This is a genomic window from Pseudomonas sp. Bout1 (assembly GCF_034314165.1).
Taxonomy (GTDB): Bacteria; Pseudomonadota; Gammaproteobacteria; order Pseudomonadales; family Pseudomonadaceae; genus Aquipseudomonas.
The window spans coordinates 3,680,880-3,704,168 of the sequence record NZ_JAVIWK010000001.1; the positions used below are offsets into that span (position 1 = coordinate 3,680,880).

Here is a 23,289-nt window from a genome sequence, read left to right on the forward strand (position 1 = left end):
GCAATGCGACTCAAGCCGAGAAAGGAGCAAGTCAGATGACTCGCATACGCAAGTGGCTGCCGAAACTCGCCCTGGTGGCAGTATCGGTGATGGGGGTCTCGGCATCAGCCTGGGCCGCCGACAAGCCGAATATCCTGGTGATATTCGGCGATGACATTGGGCAAACCAACATCAGCGCCTACTCCATGGGCGTGGTGGGTTACAAAACCCCGAACATTGACCGCATCGCCAAGGAAGGCATGCTGTTCACCGACTACTACGCGGAGAACAGCTGCACCGCCGGGCGCTCATCCTTTATCACGGGCCAGACGCCGTTGCGCACTGGCTTGTCCAAGGTGGGGATTCCCGGTGCACCGGTGGGCCTGCAAAAACGCGACATCACCATCGCCCAGGCGCTTAAAGGGCTGGGCTATTCCACCGGGCAGTTTGGCAAAAACCACCTGGGCGACAAGGATGAATACCTGCCGACCAACCATGGTTTCGATGAGTTCTTCGGCAACCTGTACCACCTCAATGCCGAGGAGGAACCTGAGCGCCCATACTGGCCCAAGGATGACGCCGATTTCGTCAAGGCCAACACCCCGCGCGGTGTGATCCACAGCTTTGCCGACGGCAAGATCGAAGACACCGGCGCCCTGACCGCCAAGCGCATGGAAACCATCGACGACGAAACCACCGCAGCCGCCCAGGCGTTTATCAAGAAGCAGGCCGAAGCCAACAAGCCGTTCTTCGTGTGGATGAACACCACGCGCATGCACGTGTTCACCCACGTACGTGACTCGATGAAGGGCCAGAGCGGCATGCCCGGTAACGAGTACGCCGACGGCATGCTGGAACACGACGGCGATGTGGGCAAACTCCTGCAAACCCTCGACGACCTGAAAATCACCGATAACACTATCGTGGTCTATACAACCGACAACGGCCCGAACCAGTTCTCGTGGCCAGACGCGGCAACCACGCCGTTTCGCAACGAGAAAGACTCCAACTGGGAAGGCGCCTATCGAGTGCCGGCGATCATCCGCTGGCCGGGCAAGATCAAGCCTGGCGAAGTCTCCAACGAAATGGTCTCGGGCATGGACTGGTTCCCTACTCTGTTGGCTGCCGCGGGTGACGCAGACGTGAAAGACAAGCTGCTCAAGGGCTGGGCCCCGACGGCCGGCGGCAGCAACTTCAAGGTGCACCTGGACGGCTACAACCAACTGCCGTACCTGACCGGCCAACAACCCAAGGGCGCGCGTCACGAGTTCTTCTACTTCAACGATGACGGCGTGTTGGTGGCGGTACGTTTCGACAACTGGAAAGTGGTGTTCGCCGAACAGCGCCAGCCGGGCGGTTTCCGGGTCTGGAGCGAGCCATTCGTGCAGTTGCGTGTACCGAAGATCTTCAACCTGAGGATGGACCCGTATGAACGGGCGGATGTGGTGTCTGACCAGTACTACGACTGGAGCACCAAAAACATCTACCTGGGTGCGGTGGCAGTGACCAAGTCGGCGAAGTTCCTCGAGACGTTTATCGAGTACCCGCCGAGCCAGAAACCGGCCAGCTTCAGCATCGACCAGATCCGCGAAGCCGTGGACAAGAAAATTGCTGAAAAAATGAAGGCCAACCCGGCGCAATAGCCGTCGGCGCCGCGCTTATGGGCGGCGCCCAACCCGTGGCGAGGGAGCTTGCTCCCGCTGGGCTGCGCAGCAGCCCCCATCCAGACAGCGCGGTTTTTCAGGTAAATCGCGGTGTCTGGCTTTGGGGGCGCTTCGCACCCCAGCGGGAGCAAGCTCCCTCGCCACACTTTGATCGGTATTTGCATAAGGCTATTGGCAATGTCGTCACGCACCTCCAGCAAACCCGCTGCACTGGCTCACGCTTCAACCACCCTGATCCCCGCCCTGCTGCTGTTCATCTCCGGCATGGCCGCCCTGGTGTACCAGGTGCTGTGGATCAAGCAACTGTCACTGGTCGTGGGGGTGGAGGTGTACGCCATTACCACCGGTATCAGCGCGTTTTTTGCCGGGCTGGCGTTGGGTGGGTTGCTCTTCGGACGCTGGGCAGATCGCCTGTCGCGACCTTTGTTGCTGTATGCAATCCTCGAAATTCTTGTCGCCGTGCTTGGCGTGGGCGCCACTGTCGCCCTGAGCATGGCCGCCAGCCCGTTTGCCTGGCTGGAACACCAGATCGGCCTGTTGGCCTGGGTGCTGCCGTTTGTGTTGGTGGGCATCCCGGCGCTGCTGATGGGCGGCACCTTGCCGGTGCTGGTGCGTTCGCTGGACATCGACCCCAAGTCCCTCAGCCAGGCCGGTGGCCGCCTGTATGCGGCCAACACCGCCGGCGCGATTGCCGGCACCTTGCTCTGCGCGTTTGTGTTGATCGCCACATTCGGCGTGCGCGGCAGCGCCCTGGTGGCAGCGATGCTCAACCTGCTGGCCGCCGTCGGTGCATTGTTGTACGTGCGGCATCACTCCCCTGCCCCAGTAACTCACACCCGCGGCGCCCAACCGGCGCGCCTGGCCCTGGTGTTGTACGCCATCGCCGGTGGCGTGGCCCTGGGTTACGAAGTGGTGTGGTCGCAATCGATCGTGCAGTTCATGAGCACCCGCACCTATGCCTTTGCCGTGGTACTCGCCACGTACCTGGCCGGGCTGTTTATCGGCAGCCAGTTCATGGCACGCCGGGTAGAGCGTATCCGTGACCCATGGGGTGTGTTCGGCCTGCTGATCGCCGGGGCCGGGTTGGTCGCGTTGCTGGAAATTGCCTTGCTCGGCCGCTGGCTGGTGCTGCTGCAAACCCAGGCCGAAGCCCTGGTGTTGAGCCTGGGCGGCGCCGAACTGCCAGGCATGAGCGCACGCTTTGCGGTGGCGGCCCTGTGCATTGTGTTTGTGCCGACCCTGTTGCTCGGCGCAGCGTTTCCGCTGGCCCTGCGCTTGAGCGTAGGCAGCGAGCATGTGGGGCGGGATGTCGGCGCAGTGGTAGCGTTCAATACCCTGGGCGGGATTGTCGGGGTGATGCTGTGTGGGTTTGTGCTAATCCCCTGGCTCGGGCTGGTGCGTACCCTGGGGTTGCTGGCGGTGATTGCCGGCGTGGTGGGCTATATGGCCGTGCGCCGTGGTCACGGGGTGAAGAAAGGCCGGCGCCAGGCCGTGGTCGCCCTTGGCCTGTTGTCACTGGCGGTAGCGTTGCTGACCCCGGTGGATCGCCTGGCCAAGCTGTTGCCGGGTGCGCGCAATGCGAGCCTGGCGTTTTACCAGGAAGGCCGCGGCGCCACCGTCGCCGTGGTCACTCAAGGCCAAGGCGCCCGCAGTTTTCAGCGCCTGTACATCCAGGGCGTGTCCAACACCGGCGACGCCATGCCGTCCCTGCGCTATATGCGGATCCAGGCGCTGCTGCCACTGCTGATTCATAACGGCGAGCCCCGTTCGGCGCTGGTGATCGGCTTCGGCACCGGGATTACCGCCGGGGCATTGCTGCGCTATCCCGGGCTGGAACACCGGGTGGTCGCCGAGTTACTGCCGTCGGTGATCCAGGCCGCGCCGTTGTTCAAGGGCAACTTCAATGCCGCCAGTGACCCAGGCGTGGAAGTGCGCCTGCGGGACGGTCGCCAGGAGCTGCTGCGCAACCCACAGGCGTACGACCTGATCACCCTCGAACCGCCGCCGCCTTCGGCTGCCGGGGTGGTCAACCTGTATTCGCGCGACTTCTACCAGTTGGCAGCGCGGCGCCTGGAGAAAAACGGCCTGCTGGCCCAATGGCTGCCGCTGCCGACGCAAAACATCGAGGACTCGCAGTCACTGGTGCGCAGCTTCCTCGACGTATTCCCCTACGCAACGCTGTGGACCAGCGAATTCCACGAGATGCTGCTGGTGGGGTCCCTGGAGCCCATCAAGTTGGACGCCACACGCATTCGCCAGCGCTTTGAGCAGCCGACTGTCAGCAGCGCGTTGGGGGATGTGGGTATCGATTCGGCCGCCACCCTGCTCGCGACCTGGGTCACCGACCGCCAGGGCCTGGAGCGCTTCGCCGAGAATGCCTTACCGGTCACCGACGACCAGCCACGCATCGAATACGCACCGTGGGTGCGCAGCAAGGAGATCGCTCGGGTGCTCCCAGCGTTGCTGGATTTGCGCGTACCGGCGCCATTGCTGAATACCGACCCGGCGTTTTCCCGCACCCTGGACAGCGAGCAACAGCGCCTGATGCAGTTCTATCGCGCCAGCCTGCATGCCTACGACGGGGACCGCACCGCCTGGGGGCGGGATATTCAGGCGGTGTTGCAACAAGACAGCGTCAACCCTTACTACCGCTGGTTTATTGGCCAGTAGTTGAGCGCTCAGTTGGCCCGGGGCACGAACCCCGGGGCGCAACCTCTCAGCGTTTGAGTTTGAGATACGACTGGTGCATGTCCGAGGCCCAGCCGTCGATCACAGCTTTCACATCGTCGGCCTTCATCACCTGGGAGTCGTTCGACAACGGCTTGCCGGTGCCTTTGCGCACGACCTGGGCGATCACCTTGCCGGTGTCGCCATCGAGGAATTGGGCCTCGGTGCCCAGGGTGGTTTCCTGGTCACGAATCCCGGCGCCGGTGCTGACCGCTGCGGCCACCAGGGCGATGGGAATGTATTCATACGGCTTGAGGCTTTCGGTCTTGCTGCTGACCGCCGTGATGGCCGCCCGCAACACAACCACCCCCGGGCCAGGCCCGTTGGCCAGTGGCAGGGATTTTTCCAGTTCGCGCTTGAGCGCCTGGTTGTAGTAGGTATTGATGCCCTGCAAGGTGCTGTCAGGAATCCTGGTGGTGGCTTGCGGCTTGGGGTAGAACTGAGTGGGCTCGATGTACACCGCGGTGTAGCGGCTCAGGTTAAGGTTAGGGTCCACCCAGCGCATCACTTGCGCCCCCGACGGTGACTTGGCTTCCTGCAGGTGGCTATAGTCGGAGAGAAACCCGGAGTATTCGTCTGGCTGCGTAACCTTGCTCGAACATCCCACCACCCCGATCGAGGCAATGCACACCGAGCCGATCATTAGTCCTAGCTTCATCTTGGAACTCCCTGGCTGTCATCGTAGGAACACTGAGCTGTAGTTATAGCCAACTCTGGGAAAATAACCCGGCAGGCGTTGCAGGTTGTGGGGTATTTCACAGCGACTTTTCTATTTGACAGGCAAGCGCCCAACGTCAAAGCTGCACGGAGCTTAAGCGCGCCATTAGAGCGTCAATGCATCGGACATCGGAAGTCGTAATGCCCAAGCCTGATAATAAAACCGTGCCTCCCCGTGACTCATCCAGCCGTTACCTGTACCCCGTAGTGATCGCCCTGTTGCTGTTGGCCATGGCCGGCATCTGGTTTTTCCTCCAGGCCAGCACGCCCAAGCTGCCGGCGGCGGCGCCTGCGCCCGTGGCCACGCCGGTGGCGGTGCTGCCGCCTGCGCAAATGGTCGATGAGCAGCAATGCCAGGGCTGCCACCAGGCCCAGGTCAAGGACTGGCAAGGCTCGCACCATCAACTGGCAATGCAGGCAGCCACGCCTGAAACAGTACCCGCCGACTTCAACGGTGCGTCTTTCAGCAGCGAAGGCGAAACCACCCGATTCTCGCGACGGGGCGACGAGTTTTGGGTCAACACACCCGGCGCCGACGGCAAGGCCGCAGACTTCAAGGTTGCCTATACATTCGGCATCGCACCGTTGCAGCAATACCTGATCGAGGTCGGTGATGGGCGCTTGCAGGCTCTGGGCGTGGCCTGGGATACGCAAAAAAACCGCTGGTTTCACCTCTACCCCGGCCAGGGTGTGAACTTCAAGAACCCGCTGCACTGGAGCAAGCCCAGCCAAAACGCCAACTTCATGTGCGTGGAGTGCCACACCACCGGCTATAAGCGCAATTTCGATGCGGCCAAAAACACCTTCGACAGTCAGTGGAACAGCCTGGGCGTGGGCTGCCAGGCCTGCCATGGCCCGGCGTCGAACCATGTAGCGTGGGCGGCGAAAAAAGGTGACCTGCTGCACGCAGGTTTTGCCGTGGACTTGAAAGACAAGGACGCCACCGTCGAGATCGAAACCTGCGCCCGTTGCCATGCTCGCCGCGCCCCGCTGGGAGACGGTCACACCGTCGGCAAGCGCCTGATGGACGATTACCTGCCCAGCCTGCTGACCCGTGAGCTGTATACGCTGGACGGCAAGATCCAGGACGAGGTGTTCGAACACGGCTCGTTCGCCCAAAGCAAAATGGCTGACAAGGGCGTGCGCTGTAGCGACTGCCATAACCCGCACAGCGCCGAGCTCAAGGCGCCGGGCAACGGGGTTTGCCTGCAATGCCACAACACCGCGGGCAAAACTTCGGTGGCCACGGTAGACGGTCGCGGGTTGCAAGCCAAGCACTACGACTCCCCGGAACACACCCGCCACATTGCCGGTGAGCCAGGTTCGTTCTGCGTCGATTGCCATATGCCCGGCAAGTTCTACATGGGCAATGATTTCAGGCACGACCATAGCTTCAGCATTCCAAGGCCCGGCGACCAGGTCAGCGAGCAGTTCAAACTCTGGAACAGCAGTGAAGCCGAGCATGCACCGCGTTATGACGAGAGCATGGTGTTGATTCGCGGTGGGCAGCCGGGCGCAGCGCAAGCGCTGTATGACCAGTTGGCGCGCAACAACCTGCCGGCAATCCAGCGGGCGACCTTACTGGCCGAACTGGCGAATTACCCCAGTGAGCAGGCGTTGAAACTGGCAACCAAAGACTTGGGTAATCCGGCGCCGAACGTGCGAGAGAGTGCGGTACGGGCGGTGAGTGCGTTTGTGCCGCCAGCAGAACGGGTGGCGTTGTACGGACCGTTGCTCCGAGACCCGGTGCGGGCGGTGCGCATTATTGCCGCGCGGGATTTATTGAGCGCTTCGGGGCAAGGGCTCGGGCCGGACTGGGACAAGGCGATCACTGAGTACGAGAATGTTCAGTTGAGTCTGCTGGAACGCGCCGAGGCCAATCTCAACCTGGCGATGCTGTATCAGGCCAGTGGCCGCAGCGACAAGGTTGAGGCGCAGTTGCGCACTGCGTTGCTGCGAGACCCGGACTTCTTCCCGGCGCTGGTGACCCTGGCGCAATGGCTGGAGGCCAACGGTCGCGCTCAGGAGGCACGGACATTGGTGGCAGACAACCTGCGCCAAAACCCGCAGGCGCCGCTGCTGCAGCACACCCAGGGCCTGATGTTGATTCGCGCCGGGGATACACCCAAAGCCATGGCGTATTTGCGCGAAGCCGCGCGATTGGAGCCTGCTAACCCGCAGTACAGCTTCGTGCTGGCGGTCGCCCTGCACGACAGTGGGCATATAGACCAGGCTTGCGAGCAACTGGAGCGGCTGCTCAAGCTGCAGCCCTATAACCGTAACGCACGGCTGTCGTTGATCCAGTATTACCTGGAGAACGGGCAGGAACCCAAGGCGCAGGTAGTGATGCAGTCGTGGAAAAAGCTCAACCCCGGGGACCCGGCGCTGAAGTGAGGTTGGGAACGTGGCACAGCTTGCGGTGTAGACCGCCTGCTGTGGGAGCAGGCTTACCCGCTCCCTCAAACGCCCGCCGTGAAATCTCAGCCGCGCTCGCGGGGTATCAGGCTCTGCAACTGCAAAGCCAGGAAGTTGGCATCGAAGCCGAAGGTGTCCGGGTCTTTCAGGCCGTTGGTTTTCTTCCACAACCAGTCGTTTTTCCCCGGCAGCAGCACCAGGGAAATGCTGCCATAACGGGCGGCGGTCAAGCCCATCACCGACAGCGAAATCAGGCCGCCGGCGCCCATTACGTCCGGCACGAACTCCACCGGTTTGCCGGCGATATGGATAGTCAGTTTTTCGGCCTTGAACGTGGAGGTCTCCACCGGCACGCTGGGGCCAAAAGCCACGTATGCCTCACGCTGCACTTCCAGCAAGCCGACGGTCTTCACCGATTCCAGCCACTGCTCGATCTGGCCGAACAGCTCGCCGATCTTGTGTGCCCAGTGGGCCGACTGCACGTCGAACTGCTGCTTCTTGTGGGCTTCGCTGTCGGCGTAATGACGAAGCATCTCGCCCAGTTGTTGTACATCGTCCATTGCCGTGTTCCTTGGGTGACCCATATTGCGAGCCTTGATCATGGCAGATGCCGCACACAGGCGTATGACTAAAGCATGGCGCGCGGGTAATGTGATGCCCTCGCCCGTCCATTTCAGGAGCAACGCATGCGCACCATCGGCCTTATCGGCGGCATGAGCTGGGAGTCCAGCGCCGAGTATTACCGCATCATCAACCAACGCGTGCGCGACCAACTCGGGCCGCTGCGCTCGGCGCAACTGTTGATGTACAGCGTCGACTTCGGCCCGGTGGAGCAGGCCCAGCATGCCGGCCGCTGGGACGACGCTGCGCTGATCCTCGAGGATGCCGCCCGGCGCCTGCAAGCCGGTGGCGCCGAATGCATTGTGCTGTGCACCAACACCATGCACCTGGTGGCACCGCGCATTGAAGCAGCGGTGTCCATACCGTTTCTGCATATTGCAGACGCCGCCGGGGCTGCGGCGGTAGAGGCCGGCACGCTGACCGTGGGCCTGTTGGGCACCGCGTTCACCATGGAGCAGGCATTTCTCAAGTCACGCCTGGCCGCCCAGGGGCTGACCGTGCTGGTGCCGGACGCAGACGAGCGCCAGGCGGTGCACCGGATCATCTATGAAGAATTGTGTGTCGGGGTGATCAGCGACGCGTCGCGCCAGGTCTACCAGCAAGTGATCGAGTCCCTGGCCGCGCGCGGCGCCCAGGCCGTCATCCTCGGTTGCACGGAAATCAGCCTGTTGATCAAGCCCGAGCACAGCGACCTGCCACTGCTGGACACCACCGAGCTGCATGCGCAGGCTGCGGTGGCGTTTGCGTTGCAGGCCGACTAGGCCGCCTTGCGGATGCGCGCCATGGTCAGGGTGTCGACAAATGCACCGTCACGCACGGCGTAATCGCGCAGCCGGCCTTCGGTTTCGAAGCCGAACTTATGGTACAGGCGGTGGGCGGCTTCGTTGTCGGCGTACACCGTCAGCTCCACCCGGTGCAGGTTCATCCAGTTATCCGCCACCTCCAGCGCCGCGCCCAGCAAACGGGAGCCCACGCCCTTACCCTGCCAAGCCGTGGCGACACCCATGCCGAATGAACCGACATGGCTTTGGCGCACGCGCAAATACTGTTCCAGACCGAGCTGGCCGATGACCTCGCCGGCATGCAACGCCACCAGTTGTAGCCGCCGCTCGTTGTCCTGTACCAGCCGCTTGCGCCAGGCCTCCACCGACTGGAAAGGCATTTGCAGCACCTGACGGCATACAGCCGGATCGTTGTACAACGCAGCGACGCCTTCAAGGTGGGCCTCGGTGAAGCGCGTGATTACGATTTTCGGTTCAGGTGTGTGCATTGTGTTTCATCCTTTGAAAAACACATGGCGGGCCAGTGTAGGCGGCAAAACCTCAGCATGGCGAGCCCTGCACTGCAATTATCGGGAGCGCGCAGCCACCCGCTTCCACACTCGGGCAATATCTGCCGCCCGCTCGCGCAACAGCTGCGGCGCCTCGCTGCAGGCCTGTTCCAGGGTCATTGGTCCCGAAGGCAAGGCGAACGCGGCATCCACACCGTGAGCGTACATTTGCTCATAACCTTCTCCCAACGTGCCGGCGATCACGATCACCGGCACGTCGTGCTGTTTGGCAATGCGCGCGACGCCGAACGGGGTTTTGCCCCGCAGGGTCTGGGCGTCGAAGCGGCCTTCGCCGGTAATGACCAGGTCGGCGCCGCGCACGGCGCTTTCAAGCCCGACAAGCTCCGCGACCACTTCAACACCCGCACGAAATTGTGCGCCCAGGAACGCCTTGGCGGCGAAACCCAAGCCACCGGCGGCACCGCTGCCGGGTTCGTCACGCACGTCTTTGGGCAAGACCTTGGCGCAGTGATCGGCGAAATGGCCGAGGGCAGCGTCCAACTGCTCGACTTGTTGGGGATTGGCACCTTTTTGCGGGCCGAAAATCGCGGAGGCACCGTGGGGGCCGCACAGCGGGTTATTCACGTCGGCAGCGATTTCGAAGCGCACCTCGGCCAGGCGTGGGTCCAGTTGTTCCAGACTGATGCGCGACAGCTTGCCCAGTGCCAGTCCGCCCAAGGGCAATGCGGCGCCTTCGGCATCAAACAATTGCACACCGAGGGCCAGCATCGCCCCGGCCCCGCCGTCGTTGGTGGCGCTGCCGCCAATCGCCAGAATAATGCGCCGGGCGCCGGCATCCAGGGCCGCGCGAATCAGTTGGCCGGTGCCGAAGGTGCTGCTGGAACAGGCATCCCGTTTACCCGGCGGCACCAATTGCAGGCCACTGGCTTCGGCCATTTCGATGAGTGCGGTGTGGCTCTCGGCCAACCAGCCCCAATGCGCGTCGATACTGGCGCCCAACGGCCCTTGCACACAGGTGGTGCGCAACTCGCCCTGGCAGGCGGCGAGCACCGACTCCACCGTGCCCTCACCACCGTCGGCCATCGGGCACTTGATCAGCTCGGCCTCGGGCCACACGGTGGCCAGCCCCTCGGCAATGGCATTCGCCACGCCTTCAGCACTCAGGCTGTCCTTGAACGAGTCAGGGGCGATGATGATTTTCATTGGGCTTTCTCCGGTTTTTATAACGCCCATGCTGCCAGTTGGCACCGGCAATAACGCCGGTCCATTGCACAAGAGTGGCAGGGGTTTGTTGTTCATTCCGACAAAGTTTGCGGCAATAGCTGCACGCCGAGGTACAAGGCAAGCATGCCGTCGAGTGTCAGCGGGTCAACCCCACTCAGCTCGGCGATGCGCTCCATGCGGTAGCGCAGGCTGTTACGGTGGATGCCCAGGGCGTCGGCGCAGGCCTGGCTCTGGCCATCGTGCTCGCACCAGCTACGCAGGGTCGCCTGCAACTGGCCGTTGCTGTCTTTGGCCAGCACCTTGCGCAACGGGTTGAGCAATTCGTCGAGGGCATCGTCGTTGCGGTGGCGCCAGAGCATCACTGGCAGCCGGAAGCGATTGAGGGTCAGCAGCCGTGACTGGGGCAGCACATCGCGGCCATAGGCGAGCAAATCGCCCACACGCCGATAGCAACGACGCAGCCCGGCCAGCCCGTCTGCCTGCCCGCCGACAGCAACCCGCAGGATGTTCCAGCCCAGGCCTTCGAGTTTTTCCAGCAGGCGCGGGTTGTCGACTTGTACGGCCGCTGGCCGGCACCACAGCAGGGAAAACTGCGCCGAGCTGACGCACCAGCTGTCGGGGTAGCGTGAAGTCAACCATGCACTCAAGGCTTCGGCCGACTGGCCGCTGCCCAGTTCAAACAGGTAAGGCGTGCGAGCCATCTGCGGTTTGAGCCCCAGTTGCTGCGCTTCGTCCACCAGGCGCGGCGACTCGCCGGTTTCGGCCAGCAGCAGCGCCAGCAGGTCATCGCAGCGTTGGCGACGCCACTGCTGCTCGGCTTGCTGGTGACGCTGGCTGACCAGCATTTCGGCGGTCATGCGCACCAGTTGCGCATACGTGCGCAGCAATTGCGGCTCGCCGGTGATGCCCAATACTCCGATCAGGCGCTGATCATGCAGCAGCGGCAAATTGATCCCCGGTTGCACGCCCTTGAGGTGCTTGGCGGTCTGGCCGTCGATTTCCACCACCCGTCCGTTTGCCAGCACCAGTTGCGCGCCTTCATGGCGGGTGTTGATGCGCTCGGGTTCGCCGCTGCCCAGGATCAGGCCCTGGCTGTCCATGACGTTGACGTTGTAGGGCAGGATCGCCATGGTGCGATTGACGATATCCTGCGCCAAGTCATGATCCAGCTCGAACATGGGGCTAAATTCCTGGAAAGTGGATTGTTCATAGGCACAGCGCAAACCATGCTTCACTGTGCGCGAGCACAAAGACAGCAGGCCTTGAGGTGGCCGAGACTCATTGGGCGATCAACGTTACCCTCGCATCGCGAAAAATCATAATAAAGAGAGACTGCCATGTCACAGAGCGCCGCTGTTACCCAGGCCACCGATGACGATAAAAACGCCGTATACAAGCGCATCACCCTGCGCCTGATCCCCTTCATTTTCATCTGCTACCTGTTCAATTACCTCGACCGCGTGAACGTCGGCTTTGCCAAGCTGCAAATGCTCGACGCCCTGAAATTCAGCGAGACCGTGTACGGCCTCGGTGCCGGGATCTTCTTTATCGGCTACGTGCTGTGTGGCGTGCCGAGCAACCTGGCGCTGACCAAGTTTGGTCCACGGCGCTGGATTGCGCTGATGATGATCGTGTGGGGCACCCTGTCTACGTGCTTGCTGTTCGTCACCACGCCAACGCACTTCTACGGCTTGCGCCTGCTGACCGGCGCCGCTGAAGCCGGGTTCTTCCCAGGTGTGGTGCTGTACCTCTCGCAGTGGTTCCCGACCTTCCGCCGCGGGCGGATCATGGCGCTGTTCATGTCGGCAATCCCGGTGTCCGGGTTGCTGGGCAGCCCGTTCTCCGGCTGGATCCTCAACCACTTTGCTGCCGGCCAAGGCGGGCTTGCAGGCTGGCAGTGGATGTTCCTGTTGCAGGGCATTCCGACCGTGATCCTCGGCGCCCTCGCCTACTTCCTGCTCAGCGACAGCTTTGCCAACGCCAAGTGGCTCACCCCGCATGAGCGCGCGGTGCTTGAAGCCGACCAGGCGACCGACCTCGCCAACAAGCCGAAAACCACCAGCGACTCGCTGCTGGATGTGTTCAAGAACCCGGCCATCTGGGCGTTCGGCCTGATCTACTTCTGCATCCAGAGCGGCGTCTACGCCATCAACTTCTGGCTGCCGTCGATCATCAAGAACATGGGTTTCAGCGATAACCTGGTGATCGGCTGGTTGAGCGCAATCCCGTACCTGCTGGCGGCAGTGTTCATGCTGCTGGTGGGCCGCTCGGCCGACTTGCGTAAAGAACGTCGCTGGCACTTGGTTGGGCCAATGTTGATGGGCGCAATCGGGCTGGTGATTGCGGTGAACTTTGCGACCACCCCAGCCATCGCAATCCTCGGCCTGACCATCGCCACCATGGGCGCCCTCACCGGCCTGCCGATGTTCTGGCCGGTGCCCACCGCCATGCTCAGTGCGGGTGCGGCGGCGGGCGGCTTGGCGTTGATCAATTCCATGGGCCAGATGGCGGGCTTCCTCAGCCCGTATATCGTCGGGTTTGTGAAGGATGCCACCGGGTCTACGGACCTGGCGCTGTACTTGCTCGCGGCGGTGATTGTTGCCGGCAGCGTGTTGGCGTTGCGAATGACGCGCACGTTAAAGGTGTAGTTGCATCGTTTGTCCCCTCACGAGGGGACAAACATCAATCCGGTAAGAGGGTACGCAGATGACTTCCTCGGCAGCTGTATTCGATCAGCTGAACGACAAGGGGATTTTCAAGGCATAAACGTTATGCATGGCGCGCTGCAACCAGGCATAGACGGAGGGTTTTTTATAGTCAAAAAACCGCACGACTCATGTGTTAACACCGGAGCCAACGCCAAGTAACAAACTGGCTACAACCTTTACCCAGTCTTTACCTTGGCGCCTCGTAATCGCGTCAAAAACAGCTGTCTGAAACGTATGCCCGGCGTATTATTAACACCGGTTCGGTGCATCGGCAGAGGACTCATCATGATCAGTCGACTTTCAACAATGAAAGTAGCCATCTTGCTCATTGCCACGCTCGCCATTGCGGGACAGGCAGAAGCCCGTGGCGGATATGGCTATGGATGGGGCCACGGTTACGGCTACGGCTACGGGCACGGATACCGCGGTGGCTGGGGCTGGGGTGGTCCGGCGCTATTGGGTGCAGTGGTCGGTGGGCTGGTGGTTGGCTCGGTTGTCGCCAATTCGCCGCCTGCGGTTTATGTGCAACAACCGGTTTATGTCCAACCGCAGCCGGTGTACATCCAGCAACCGCCCCCGGTCTATTACCAGGCGCCACCTGCGGGCTATTACTACCCGCCTCAACCGGCGCCGGTACCGCGTTATTAAGACCGAGCGGGTCATCAAGCCTGGCGCAAACAAACAGGTCCCACCTGAAAGCGGGGCCTGTTTTGTTTGCCCGGCAAACTGCGCCTAGAGCAAACCACCGCCATCAACATCAATTACGCTACCGGTGATAAACCCGTTTTCCATTGCCAGCACGTACCCGGCTGCCACTTCTTCGGCCTGCCCCACTCGGCCCACTGGTAACGCCCCGCCCGCCTTGGCAAACATCGCCAGTCGCTGCTCGTCGGACAACCCGGCATACGCCTCGGTGTCAATGACGCCCGGGCTCACCACGTTCACTCGCCGTGGTGCCAGCTCCTTGGCCAACTGTTTGCCCAGCGCTTCAGTCGCCGCGTTGATGCCGGTCTTGATGAACTGCCCTGCCACGGTTTTGCGTCCCAGTTGCCCGGAGGTCAGGGTGATGCTGCCGCGCTCGTCAAGAAAGGGCAGCGCCGCCTGGATCGCCCGCAGCGAACCCCAAAGTTTCACGTTGAAGTTGTCTTGCGCCAGGCTCAGGTCGGTCTCGATCAATGCCTTGGCCTGTACTGCCGGGCCGGCGGTATAGACCAGGTGATCAAACCGCCCCACCGCAGCGAACAGGCGCTGAAGCGAGTTGGAATCGGTCACGTCTACTTGCTCGCTGCGTACACCGTTCTGCACCCCGGAAGACAAGCGCCGCCCCGCCAGCACCACATGGGCCCCGCGTGCCACAGCCTGTTTGGCCACGGCCGCACCGATGCCGCTGCTGCCGCCGATGACGATGATGATTTTGCCATTGAGAGGAGAAGTCATGCAGAAATACCTGGCTTAGAAAATGAGCTTTCATCTTCCCAGCTTGGCAATCGTTGAAAAATCCCGGTAAAACGACAAGATCTTTAAAGGATTTTTACAAATGAGTTCAATCCTCGACCTTGAGGTATTCGTACGTACTGCCGACACCGGCAGCTTGTCGGCGGCCGCCCGCAGCTTGAGCCTGACCCCGGCAGCAGCAAGCATTGCCCTCAAGCGCCTGGAAACCCGCCTGGGTATCCGCCTGCTGGCGCGCTCCACCCGCAGCATGCGCCTGACCGAGGAAGGTCGGCGCTACCTCGACAGCGTGCGTGTGGCGCTGGAGGCATTGGCCGAAGGCGAGCAGTCGATCAAACAGCAAGGCCAGAGCCTCAGTGGTTTGCTGCAACTGGCTGCGCCCTCGGACTTCGGGCGCAACGTGCTGCTGGGCTGGCTGGATGAGTTCAAGCTCGAACATCCAAACGTGCGGCTTCAGTTGCTGCTCAACGACAGCAACGCCGACCTGTTCCGCGAAACCGTCGACATTGCCCTGCGTTTCGGCGTGCCACGAGATTCAAGCCTGGTGGCGCTGCCGGTGGTGCCCGACCACCAGCGAGTGGCGTGCGCCAGCCCCGGCTACCTGGCGCGCCACGGCACGCCGGGCACGCCGCAGGACCTGGCGCAACACAGCACGCTGCGCTACATGCGCCAGGGCCGCGCAAACAGCACATGGTACTTTCGCCAGGGCGCGGCGCTCCAGGAAGTCGAGGTGACGGGTGACTACCTGAGCGACGACGGCGAGATCGTCCGGCGTTGGGCGCTGGCCGGCCATGGCATCGCCTATAAGGCACGCCTGGATGTGGCCCGCGATATCAAGGCCGGGCGCCTGCTGCCTTTACTCACCGACTGGCAAGGCGAGCCGACCCCGTTCAATTTGATGTGCCCACACCGGCTGCAGGTGTCAGAGCGGGTCAAGGTACTGCACCGGTTCCTGCAACTGCGCTGCGCCGAACTATTAGCGCAATAACCGTCGGGGGGCTTGTTCCAGAGCCTTGCTCTCTGGTATTGGATAAGGCCTGTCTCCCCCTTTTGAGGTGTTCACGATGATTTACCGCACACTGGGCCAGTCCGGGTTGAAGGTCAGCGCATTGACCCTGGGCAGCATGATGTTTGGCGAGCAGACCAGCACCGAGGACTCGCTGCGCATCATCGACAAGGCCTGGGATCAAGGCATCAACTTTATCGACACCGCCGACGTCTACACCGGCGGGCGCTCCGAGGAAATCGTCGGCGAAGCCATCGCCCGCCAGCGCCAGGATTGGGTGCTGGCCTCCAAAGTCGGCATCGGCCCGGCAGACGGCCTGCCAAACCGCAGCGGCTTGAGCCGCAAGCGGATTTTCAATGCGCTGGAAGCCAGCCTGACGCGGCTGGACACCGATTACCTGGACATCTATTACCTGCACCGTGAAGACCACAACACGCCGCTGGAGGTGACCGTTTCGGCGATTGGCGACTTGATCCGCGAGGGCAAGATTCGCCATTGGGGGCTCTCCAACTACCGCGGCTGGCGTATCGCCGAAGTGATCCGCGTGGCCGAACGCCTGGGAGTGGACAAGCCGATCATCAGCCAGCCGCTGTACAACATCGTCAACCGCCAGGCCGAGGTGGAGCAGATTACCGCTGCCGCCGCGTATGGCCTGGGTGTGGTGCCGTACAGCCCGCTGGCCCGTGGCGTACTCAGTGGCAAATATGCGCCAGACGTTACGCCTGAAGCCGGCAGCCGTGCCGGGCGCCAGGACAAGCGCATCCTGGAAACCGAATGGCGGGTTGAATCCTTGCGCATCGCCCAGCAGATCCAGCAGTACACCCAGGGCCGTGGCGTGGGAATTGTCGAGTTCGCGATTGCCTGGGTACTTAACAACTCGGCGGTCAGTTCGGCGATTGTCGGGCCGCGCACCGAGGCGCAGTGGGATGCCTACACTGGCGCACTGGAGGTGAAGATCACACTGGAAGATGAGGCGTTTATTGACTCACTGGTTACGCCGGGGCATGCCTCGACACCTGGGTTCAATGACGTGAGCCACTTTGTCTCAGGGCGGATCGCACGATAGCCGAGCGGCATACTCCTGCCTCTGGCGAGGGGGCAAGCCCCCTCGCCACAAAACAGTGCAAACATCTCACCTTAAAAGCACTATATTCCCTCGCTTAAATCTTCCTTCTTTGTGTGAATCGGTTTTCGCGAGGACAGTGTGTCTAAAGGTGTGGTGTTATCGGTCTTGGCCTCGGTGTTGTTTGCCGTGATGTATTACTTTACGTCGCTGCTCGCGCCATTAAGCGGGCTGGAGATTTTCGGCTGGCGGATGTTGCTGACGGTGCCGTGCATGACCGTGTTCATGATCGTCAGCGGTGAGTGGCGACGGGTGTGGGAGCTGGTTCGCCTGGTAGCCGCCAGGCCCGCGTTGACCGGCGGGCTGGTGGTGTCGTCAGCCTTGCTGGGGGTGCAGTTGTGGCTATTCATGTGGGCGCCGCTTAACGGGCGCAGCCTGGATGTTTCGCTGGGGTATTTCCTGCTGCCATTGACCATGGTGCTGACCGGCCGCCTGGTGTATGGCGAACAGTTGTCGCGCCTGCAAAAGGTCGCGGTGTTCTTTGCAGCCTGCGGCGTGCTGAACGAGTTGTATCAGGTCGGCGGATTTTCCTGGGCCACGCTGGTGGTGATCATCGGTTACCCGGTCTACTTCATAGTGCGCAAACGCCTGAAGACCGACCATCTGGGTGGGCTGTGGCTGGACATGGCGCTGATGTTGCCCGTGGCGTTGTGGTTTGTGCAAAGCGGCGAACAGGGTTTTGCGGTGCTTGACGCCCACAAGGGGCTGTACGCACTGATCCCGATGCTGGGGCTGATCAGTGCCTCGGCGCTGGTGTGCTACATCGTCGCCAGCCGCTTGTTGGCCTTCAGCCTGTTCGGCCTGCTCAGTTATGTGGAGCCGGTGCTGTTGCTTGGGGTCGCGCTGTTGCTGGGAGAGAGTATCAAGGCCGGGGAATGGCTGACCTATATACCGATCTGGTTGGCGGTATTGGTGCTGGTATACGAAGGTTTCAAGCATCTGGTTCGCCAGCGCAAGGCCTGATTGCAGGCAAAAAAAGCCCGGTCGCGGATAGCCACGACCGGGCTTTTTTACATCACCGATCAGTCAGCCGTGAGCACGCCGCGACGCACCTGGTCGCGCTCGATGGATTCGAACAGTGCCTTGAAGTTACCTTCGCCAAAACCGTCGTCGCCTTTACGCTGGATGAACTCGAAGAATACCGGGCCCATCAGGGTTTCCGAGAAGATCTGCAGCAGCAGACGCTTGTCCCCCGCCACCGACGAACCATCCAGCAGGATGCCCCGCGCCTGAAGCTGGTCCACCGGCTCGCCGTGGTTCGGCAGGCGGCCTTCGAGCATTTCGTAATAGGTGTCGGGTGGCGCGGTCATGAAGCGCATGCCGATCTTCTTCAACGCATCCCAGGTCTTGACCAGGTCATCGGTGAGGAACGCCACGTGCTGGATGCCCTCGCCGTTGAACTGCATCAGGAACTCTTCGATCTGCCCGGCGCCCTTGGACGACTCTTCGTTCAGCGGGATGCGGATCATGCCATCCGGGGCGCTCATGGCCTTGGAGGTCAGGCCGGTGTATTCGCCCTTGATATCGAAATAACGCGCTTCTCGGAAGTTGAACAACTTCTCGTAGAAGTTAGCCCAGTAGGCCATGCGCCCGCGGTATACGTTGTGGGTCAGGTGGTCGATGACTTTCAGGCCGGCACCCACCGGGTTGCGCTCAACGCCTTCGAGGTACACGAAGTCGATGTCATAGATCGAGCTGCCTTCGCCGAAACGGTCGATCAGGTACAGCGGCGCGCCGCCAATGCCCTTGATCGCCGGCAGGTTCAGTTCCATCGGGCCAGTTTCGATATGGATAGGCTGGGCGCCCAGTTCCAGGGCCCGGTTGTAGGCCTGTTGCGAGTCCTTGACGCGAAACGCCATGCCGCACACCGAGGGCCCATGCTCGGCCGCAAAGTAGGAGGCAATGCTGTTGGGTTCGTTGTTGAGGATCAGGTTGATCTCACCCTGACGGTACAGGTGCACGTTCTTGGAGCGGTGGGTCGCCACTTTGGTGAAGCCCATGATCTCGAAGATCGGCTCCAGGGTGCCCGGAATTGGCGATGCGAGTTCGATGAATTCAAAGCCCATCAGGCCCATTGGGTTTTCGTATAAATCTGCCATTTTCGGCGCCTCATCATTCTTGTAATTAACACAGAGTCATTTGCAGGCAAGGATGAGGGCGCAAGGTGGCGCGCAGGAGATACCCCGCACGCTGCGGGCGAGGAAGTCACCAAAGATGAGGGGGGACCCGAGTAGCTTCATGGTTGCATCAGTCTCTTACGGGCGAGGCTTGCGTTAGCGCAAGTCCTTATTCTTGTATGCGTAAATCGATTCTACACAGCGTAACCTGGTTTGTCCGTACTCTTATCAAATCCCCATTGCCCAGGCGCGCGCAAGGACTTTGTTGCACAGGTAAATGCCCAGCAGTATCACCCATCGGGCTGGCCAGTACATTGCAACGGAAGCCGACGATGCCCGCGACGTGAAACGAGGCACGTTGCGCATCGGTTCGTTCGGCCCCGCCTCATCGATTCGCCTGTTGCCCGCGATCCTGCGGGAGTATCGCCGGTTGCATCCGGGCATCGAGGTGCACATCGATCAAGGCCCGATCGCCAGGTGATGCAGTGGCTGGAAGAGCGGCGTATCGATGTTGCGTCAGCTGATTGAGCATGCACGGTCGCGTGCCGCCATCTATCATGGCCGATACCAATACGCTTTGTTGGAAGGCCAACGTGGTTGTCCCGGCCGCATTTAAGCGTCTTATCGCCCCCTTCCGCTACAGGCCGCATAAATGCCACTGACCGTCAAAGGCCCACGAAAAGCCGCCACTCGCCACCTGATCACCCTACTGAGTGGCGTGCTGCCGATTTTGCTCGGCGTGCTTATCCTGTACTGGCAAGCCGGGCGCACCCTGGAGCACAGCACCGCGCAGACGGCTCAGGAGGCAGTACGGCAATTTGACCTGATGCTCGACAATGCCGGCCTCGCTGCCCAGGAACTGCTGCCGCTGGCCGGGCATGAATGTGATAACCCGACACAACTGGCGCTGCGGGAACAGGTCACACGCCGCCCTTTCGTGCGCGCCACAACCTTGTCCTGGCAGAGAAACATCTATTGCAGTTCGTTGTTCGGCAGCAATTACCAGTCGCCGGTCAACCCTGAGGACTACGTCGACGGTCGCCTCTGGCTGATGAAAGGCAACCCGGTCACACCCGACACGGCATTGTTGGTGTATCGCCTCACCGAAGGCGATCGGGGTGCCTTTGCCTCAATCGATGGCTACCACCTGACTAACGCCCTGCGGCTGATCAGCCGTTATGCCGACCTGGTGTTGCAGGTGGGTTCCAACTGGCTGTCGGCGACTGGCAAGGTGCACAGCACGGCGCTGCCAACGTTTGCAGTCGCGCACCACCACCTGGACTCCCAGCGATATACCTACAGCGTGGAGGCCGGGATGCCCGAGGGCGAAACCTGGCGCTACATGCAGGCGCGCTATCCTGCACTGTTCGTCCTCGTGGGGTTTTTCGGGGTGTTGGCGGGCATCCTCGCCCACTGGCTGCAAAAGCGCTCATCGGCACCGACCCTCGAGCTGCAACGTGCATTGGGCGCCAATGAATTTGTGCCCTATTACCAGCCCGTGGTGCGCGGCGAAAACATTCGCCAATGGGCGGGCTGTGAAGTGCTGATGCGCTGGAATCATCCGAAAGAAGGCCTGGTGCGCCCCGACCTGTTCATCCCGCTGGCCGAGCATTCGGGCCTGATTGTGCCAATGACCCGCGCCTTGATGCGCCAGACTGCCCTGCAACTGGCCCCCCATGCTGGTCAGTTCGCCGACAGTTTTCATATCGGTATCAACATCACCGCCCGCCATTGTCACGACCTGGAACTGGTGGAGGACTGCCGGGAGTTCCTCGCCGCCTTCGCGCCGGGTAAGGTGATTCTGGTACTGGAGTTGACCGAGCGCGAGTTGATCGAGCCCACGGATATCACCCGCCAGTTGTTCCAGGCACTGCACGAAATGGGAGTAATGATCGCGATTGACGACTTTGGCACCGGCCATTCCAGCCTGGGTTATTTACGCAACTTCAATGTCGATTACTTGAAGATAGATCAGAGCTTTGTCGCGATGATCGGTGTTGATGCGCTTTCGCGGCATATACTCGACAGCATCATTGAATTGTCCGTCAAGCTGGACCTGGGCATCGTCGCTGAAGGCGTCGAAACACAAGAACAATGCGAATATCTTGCATCTCATGGTGTTGATTTCCTACAAGGCTACCTGTTTGGCAAGCCTGTACCTTGCGATGAGTTCATTAGATTCCTGAACGGTCATTGAATAGCCATGCACTTCAACGGAAATATTGTTAATTACACAAAAGACATGATTTACTCATGACTGATTAACTACTACAATTTTTCCTGCCTGTGCTGAATTGGCAGGAAGGCCACTTTTGTTGAGTTGCCTTAAGGCTCTTGGCTTATCGCTTTGTTTGCAGTAGATATCAGCCAAATACACTATTGGAGTATAGATTTTGTCCAGACTCGCCGAATTTCGCGCAGCAGAAAAAGCCCTTCAAGAGCAGCTTGCCCAGCTGGAATCCCTAAAGAACGATGCTGGCTTGAAGAAAGAAATCGAATTCGAAGAAAAGCTGCAAGGGCTGATGAAAACCTACGGCAAAAGCCTGCGCGACATCATCTCCATCCTCGATCCCAACGCTGGCAAGTCCGGCGCATCTGTCGCCACTGCACCAAAACAGCGCCGCGCACGTGTGGTCAAGGTTTACCACAACCCGCACACCGGTGAACTGATCGAAACCAAGGGCGGCAACCACCGCGGCCTGAAGGCATGGAAAGAACAATACGGCGCGGCCACTGTAGATTCCTGGCTTCGCGGCTAATGCGTTGCAGCTAGTACAAACGCACTAAGAGAAGCCCTGCACATGCAGGGCTTTTTTGTTTACAGGCGTCAATATTGAAACAACACCGGCCGCCAGATTTTTCAAAAACAAACTTTAAAAAACATTTCACTTTGTTCAATTCGGCTGATTTTCAGCGATGCCTACAGCGCTCAAAGTTTAAGGCTGTCGCGTACCGAACTGACTTCGTCCTTGCTTGATTCGTAAGCCTCGGCCTGCCCGGCGTATGAAAAAACATAGGCCTTGTCGGAGTCGAGCGCCCCTACCAGCGTTTGTGAGAGCACGTGCCGACCGTTCTCGGTGATGACACAGGTAGTTTCCAATGCCTCAAGCCGGCTCAATGTTGTGGGGTGCATCTTGGTGCACACACTTTGATAACCACTTTGGGCAAAATCTTTCTGGATGGATTTGCGCATTTCCAGCAGCACACCTTGCAGATTGACCGCATGCCCCGCTTCGATCGGAGTGCCTGTCAACTCCATGACCATCAAGGTCGCCCCGTTTTCATCATTTTTTATCGCGCGCTGCCGGGACACTGCCGAGGGCTGCGCCGGGGCCTGATCGTCAGGCACCACCTCCTCTACCTGCCAGCCGCTGGGCCAATGAATTTCCGGGTCAGCCGCCAATACGGCGGTGCTGCCCAACAACAGGCCCAGGGTACTTAACAGCGGTGCGCGAAATCCGATCATTGCGAAAAACACTCAAGGTTCAAGCAACAAAGTTTGAGCCCCTGCACCCACTGCTCGCAAGGGCTGCGTGACCTTTTTCATTTGGCGCAGCAGGCACGGCTGCGTATCATGGACCGGCTGCAAGGATGCCAGCCGCAAGCCAAGGGATCGCTCGAACTTGAGCCACGTTTGCCCCATTTTTCTCTGGAGGGCCCATGAGCCTGCACGAACTGAACACATTCCCCGGCGTCACTGCCCAACCTGACACCGCCACCGCGAACTTCGTGTTCAACCACACCATGCTGCGGGTCAAGGACATCACCAAGTCGCTGGATTTTTACACCCGCGTATTGGGTTTTTCCCTGGTTGAGAAACGCGACTTCCCGGAAGCCGAATTCAGCCTGTACTTCCTGGCTTTGGTCGACAAGGCCCAGATCCCGGCCGACGCCGCTGCACGCACCCAGTGGATGAAGTCGATTCCGGGCATCCTGGAACTGACCCACAACCACGGCACCGAAAACGACGCGGATTTCGCCTACCACAACGGCAATACCGACCCGCGTGGCTTTGGTCATATCTGCATCTCGGTGCCAGACATCGTCGCTGCCTGTGCGCGCTTTGAAGCGCTGGGCTGCGACTTCCAGAAGCGCCTGAGTGACGGGCGCATGAAAAGCCTGGCCTTTGTGAAAGACCCGGATGCGTACTGGGTCGAGATCATCCAGCCAACACCGCTGTAACGAAAAAAACCCCATGATCGCTCATGGGGTTTTTCATTTCAGGGCCAAATGTTATGCCGGTAG

General features: G+C 60.7%; 20 protein-coding genes and 1 pseudogene. 13 read left to right on the forward strand and 8 right to left on the reverse strand.

Annotation, left to right across the window (positions count from 1 at the left end; all coding sequences use genetic code 11):
- Positions 1-35 precede the first annotated feature (35 nt).
- Together RGV33_RS17160 and RGV33_RS17165 are read left to right on the forward strand one after the other, a co-directional pair.
- Positions 36-1,622: an arylsulfatase gene (locus RGV33_RS17160; protein ID WP_322145290.1), complete on the forward strand. Its 1,587-nt coding sequence runs from the start codon at positions 36-38 to the stop codon at positions 1,620-1,622.
- 198 nt (positions 1,623-1,820) lie between these two features.
- On the forward strand, positions 1,821-4,313 hold the full coding sequence (locus RGV33_RS17165) for a fused MFS/spermidine synthase (protein ID WP_322145291.1): 2,493 nt from the start codon (positions 1,821-1,823) through the stop codon (positions 4,311-4,313).
- Positions 4,314-4,359: 46 nt separating this feature from the next.
- Here the strand turns inward: RGV33_RS17165 and RGV33_RS17170 are convergent, their stop codons facing one another.
- Positions 4,360-5,028, reverse strand: a complete 669-nt coding sequence (locus RGV33_RS17170; protein WP_322145292.1) for a DUF3313 domain-containing protein — start codon at positions 5,026-5,028, stop codon at positions 4,360-4,362.
- A 200-nt stretch (positions 5,029-5,228) separates the two neighbouring features.
- Here RGV33_RS17170 and RGV33_RS17175 point away from each other — a divergent pair, with 200 nt between their 5' ends.
- Positions 5,229-7,481 carry a tetratricopeptide repeat protein gene (locus RGV33_RS17175; protein WP_322145293.1) on the forward strand — a complete coding sequence of 751 codons (2,253 nt, stop codon included), beginning with the start codon at positions 5,229-5,231 and terminating at the stop codon, positions 7,479-7,481.
- Positions 7,482-7,567: 86 nt separating this feature from the next.
- On the opposite strand, the gene RGV33_RS17180 is transcribed toward RGV33_RS17175, so the two are convergent.
- The gene (locus RGV33_RS17180) at positions 7,568-8,062 is read right to left on the reverse strand and encodes a hypothetical protein (RefSeq protein WP_322145294.1); all 495 of its coding nucleotides are present in this window, start codon (positions 8,060-8,062) and stop codon (positions 7,568-7,570) included.
- Positions 8,063-8,188: 126 nt separating this feature from the next.
- On the opposite strand from RGV33_RS17180, the gene RGV33_RS17185 reads away from it, so the two are divergent.
- Entirely contained in the window at positions 8,189-8,884 is a 696-nt protein-coding gene (locus RGV33_RS17185; RefSeq protein ID WP_322145295.1) for an aspartate/glutamate racemase family protein, read from the forward strand.
- On the opposite strand, the gene RGV33_RS17190 is transcribed toward RGV33_RS17185, so the two are convergent.
- The 3 genes from RGV33_RS17190 to RGV33_RS17200 all read right to left on the reverse strand — a co-directional run bounded on the left by RGV33_RS17190 (position 8,881) and on the right by RGV33_RS17200 (position 11,816).
- On the reverse strand, positions 8,881-9,393 hold the full coding sequence (locus tag RGV33_RS17190) for a GNAT family N-acetyltransferase (protein ID WP_322145296.1): 513 nt from the start codon (positions 9,391-9,393) through the stop codon (positions 8,881-8,883). The two genes, RGV33_RS17185 and RGV33_RS17190, sit on opposite strands and share 4 nt — an antisense overlap.
- A 78-nt stretch (positions 9,394-9,471) precedes the next feature.
- The gene (locus RGV33_RS17195) at positions 9,472-10,617 is read right to left on the reverse strand and encodes a glycerate kinase (protein WP_322145297.1); all 1,146 of its coding nucleotides are present in this window, start codon (positions 10,615-10,617) and stop codon (positions 9,472-9,474) included.
- Positions 10,618-10,709: 92 nt separating this feature from the next.
- Positions 10,710-11,816 carry a sugar diacid recognition domain-containing protein gene (locus tag RGV33_RS17200; RefSeq protein ID WP_322145298.1) on the reverse strand — a complete coding sequence of 369 codons (1,107 nt, stop codon included), beginning with the start codon at positions 11,814-11,816 and terminating at the stop codon, positions 10,710-10,712.
- Positions 11,817-11,975: 159 nt separating this feature from the next.
- Here RGV33_RS17200 and RGV33_RS17205 point away from each other — a divergent pair, with 159 nt between their 5' ends.
- Both RGV33_RS17205 and RGV33_RS17210 read left to right on the forward strand, forming a co-directional pair.
- Positions 11,976-13,286, forward strand: a complete 1,311-nt coding sequence (locus RGV33_RS17205) for an MFS transporter (protein ID WP_322145299.1) — start codon at positions 11,976-11,978, stop codon at positions 13,284-13,286.
- Between the two features lie 366 nt (positions 13,287-13,652).
- Positions 13,653-13,994: a hypothetical protein gene (locus tag RGV33_RS17210; RefSeq protein WP_322145300.1), complete on the forward strand. Its 342-nt coding sequence runs from the start codon at positions 13,653-13,655 to the stop codon at positions 13,992-13,994.
- Between the two features lie 84 nt (positions 13,995-14,078).
- On the opposite strand, the gene RGV33_RS17215 is transcribed toward RGV33_RS17210, so the two are convergent.
- The gene (locus tag RGV33_RS17215; RefSeq protein ID WP_322145301.1) at positions 14,079-14,783 is read right to left on the reverse strand and encodes an SDR family oxidoreductase; all 705 of its coding nucleotides are present in this window, start codon (positions 14,781-14,783) and stop codon (positions 14,079-14,081) included.
- 100 nt (positions 14,784-14,883) lie between these two features.
- Between RGV33_RS17215 and RGV33_RS17220 the strand changes: the two genes are divergently transcribed.
- The 3 genes from RGV33_RS17220 to rarD all read left to right on the forward strand — a co-directional run bounded on the left by RGV33_RS17220 (position 14,884) and on the right by rarD (position 17,890).
- A complete protein-coding gene (locus RGV33_RS17220; RefSeq protein WP_322145302.1) occupies positions 14,884-15,786 on the forward strand; it encodes a LysR family transcriptional regulator in 903 nt (300 codons plus the stop codon).
- Between the two features lie 76 nt (positions 15,787-15,862).
- Positions 15,863-16,870 carry an aldo/keto reductase gene (locus RGV33_RS17225; RefSeq protein WP_322145303.1) on the forward strand — a complete coding sequence of 336 codons (1,008 nt, stop codon included), beginning with the start codon at positions 15,863-15,865 and terminating at the stop codon, positions 16,868-16,870.
- A 138-nt stretch (positions 16,871-17,008) separates the two neighbouring features.
- Positions 17,009-17,890, forward strand: coding sequence for an EamA family transporter RarD (gene rarD / locus RGV33_RS17230; protein WP_322145304.1), 882 nt, complete (start codon positions 17,009-17,011; stop codon positions 17,888-17,890).
- A gap of 59 nt (positions 17,891-17,949) precedes the next feature.
- Here the strand turns inward: rarD and hppD are convergent, their stop codons facing one another.
- Positions 17,950-19,026 carry a 4-hydroxyphenylpyruvate dioxygenase gene (hppD, locus tag RGV33_RS17235; protein ID WP_322145305.1) on the reverse strand — a complete coding sequence of 359 codons (1,077 nt, stop codon included), beginning with the start codon at positions 19,024-19,026 and terminating at the stop codon, positions 17,950-17,952.
- 314 nt (positions 19,027-19,340) lie between these two features.
- Here hppD and RGV33_RS17240 point away from each other — a divergent pair.
- The 3 genes and pseudogenes from RGV33_RS17240 to RGV33_RS17250 form a co-directional block, all read left to right on the forward strand.
- Positions 19,341-19,557 (forward strand): annotated as a pseudogene (locus tag RGV33_RS17240) (LysR family transcriptional regulator substrate-binding protein); the annotation flags it as partial.
- Between the two features lie 139 nt (positions 19,558-19,696).
- Complete coding sequence (locus RGV33_RS17245; RefSeq protein WP_322145306.1) at positions 19,697-21,241, forward strand: EAL domain-containing protein; 1,545 nt, start codon at positions 19,697-19,699, stop codon at positions 21,239-21,241.
- Positions 21,242-21,437: 196 nt separating this feature from the next.
- Complete coding sequence (locus RGV33_RS17250; protein WP_076016182.1) at positions 21,438-21,803, forward strand: histone-like nucleoid-structuring protein, MvaT/MvaU family; 366 nt, start codon at positions 21,438-21,440, stop codon at positions 21,801-21,803.
- A 170-nt stretch (positions 21,804-21,973) separates the two neighbouring features.
- Here RGV33_RS17250 and RGV33_RS17255 read toward each other — a convergent pair whose 3' ends face one another.
- A complete protein-coding gene (locus tag RGV33_RS17255) occupies positions 21,974-22,510 on the reverse strand; it encodes a DUF4946 domain-containing protein (RefSeq protein WP_322145307.1) in 537 nt (178 codons plus the stop codon).
- Between the two features lie 194 nt (positions 22,511-22,704).
- Here RGV33_RS17255 and gloA point away from each other — a divergent pair, with 194 nt between their 5' ends.
- The gene (gene gloA, locus RGV33_RS17260; protein ID WP_322145308.1) at positions 22,705-23,226 is read left to right on the forward strand and encodes a lactoylglutathione lyase; all 522 of its coding nucleotides are present in this window, start codon (positions 22,705-22,707) and stop codon (positions 23,224-23,226) included.
- Positions 23,227-23,289 lie beyond the last annotated feature (63 nt).

Coding starts and splice junctions, on each gene's coding strand:
- RGV33_RS17190 (WP_322145296.1), bottom strand. CDS start 9,393: ATGCACACACCTGAACCGAAAATCGTAATCACGCGCTTCACCGAGGCC.
- RGV33_RS17215 (WP_322145301.1), bottom strand. CDS start 14,783: ATGACTTCTCCTCTCAATGGCAAAATCATCATCGTCATCGGCGGCAGC.
- RGV33_RS17205 (WP_322145299.1), top strand. CDS start 11,976: ATGTCACAGAGCGCCGCTGTTACCCAGGCCACCGATGACGATAAAAAC.
- hppD (WP_322145305.1), bottom strand. CDS start 19,026: ATGGCAGATTTATACGAAAACCCAATGGGCCTGATGGGCTTTGAATTC.
- RGV33_RS17210 (WP_322145300.1), top strand. CDS start 13,653: ATGAAAGTAGCCATCTTGCTCATTGCCACGCTCGCCATTGCGGGACAG.
- RGV33_RS17225 (WP_322145303.1), top strand. CDS start 15,863: ATGATTTACCGCACACTGGGCCAGTCCGGGTTGAAGGTCAGCGCATTG.
- gloA (WP_322145308.1), top strand. CDS start 22,705: ATGAGCCTGCACGAACTGAACACATTCCCCGGCGTCACTGCCCAACCT.
- RGV33_RS17185 (WP_322145295.1), top strand. CDS start 8,189: ATGCGCACCATCGGCCTTATCGGCGGCATGAGCTGGGAGTCCAGCGCC.
- RGV33_RS17245 (WP_322145306.1), top strand. CDS start 19,697: ATGCCACTGACCGTCAAAGGCCCACGAAAAGCCGCCACTCGCCACCTG.
- RGV33_RS17220 (WP_322145302.1), top strand. CDS start 14,884: ATGAGTTCAATCCTCGACCTTGAGGTATTCGTACGTACTGCCGACACC.
- RGV33_RS17175 (WP_322145293.1), top strand. CDS start 5,229: ATGCCCAAGCCTGATAATAAAACCGTGCCTCCCCGTGACTCATCCAGC.
- RGV33_RS17180 (WP_322145294.1), bottom strand. CDS start 8,062: ATGGACGATGTACAACAACTGGGCGAGATGCTTCGTCATTACGCCGAC.
- RGV33_RS17170 (WP_322145292.1), bottom strand. CDS start 5,028: ATGAAGCTAGGACTAATGATCGGCTCGGTGTGCATTGCCTCGATCGGG.
- RGV33_RS17255 (WP_322145307.1), bottom strand. CDS start 22,510: ATGATCGGATTTCGCGCACCGCTGTTAAGTACCCTGGGCCTGTTGTTG.
- RGV33_RS17200 (WP_322145298.1), bottom strand. CDS start 11,816: ATGTTCGAGCTGGATCATGACTTGGCGCAGGATATCGTCAATCGCACC.
- RGV33_RS17160 (WP_322145290.1), top strand. CDS start 36: ATGACTCGCATACGCAAGTGGCTGCCGAAACTCGCCCTGGTGGCAGTA.
- RGV33_RS17165 (WP_322145291.1), top strand. CDS start 1,821: ATGTCGTCACGCACCTCCAGCAAACCCGCTGCACTGGCTCACGCTTCA.
- RGV33_RS17195 (WP_322145297.1), bottom strand. CDS start 10,617: ATGAAAATCATCATCGCCCCTGACTCGTTCAAGGACAGCCTGAGTGCT.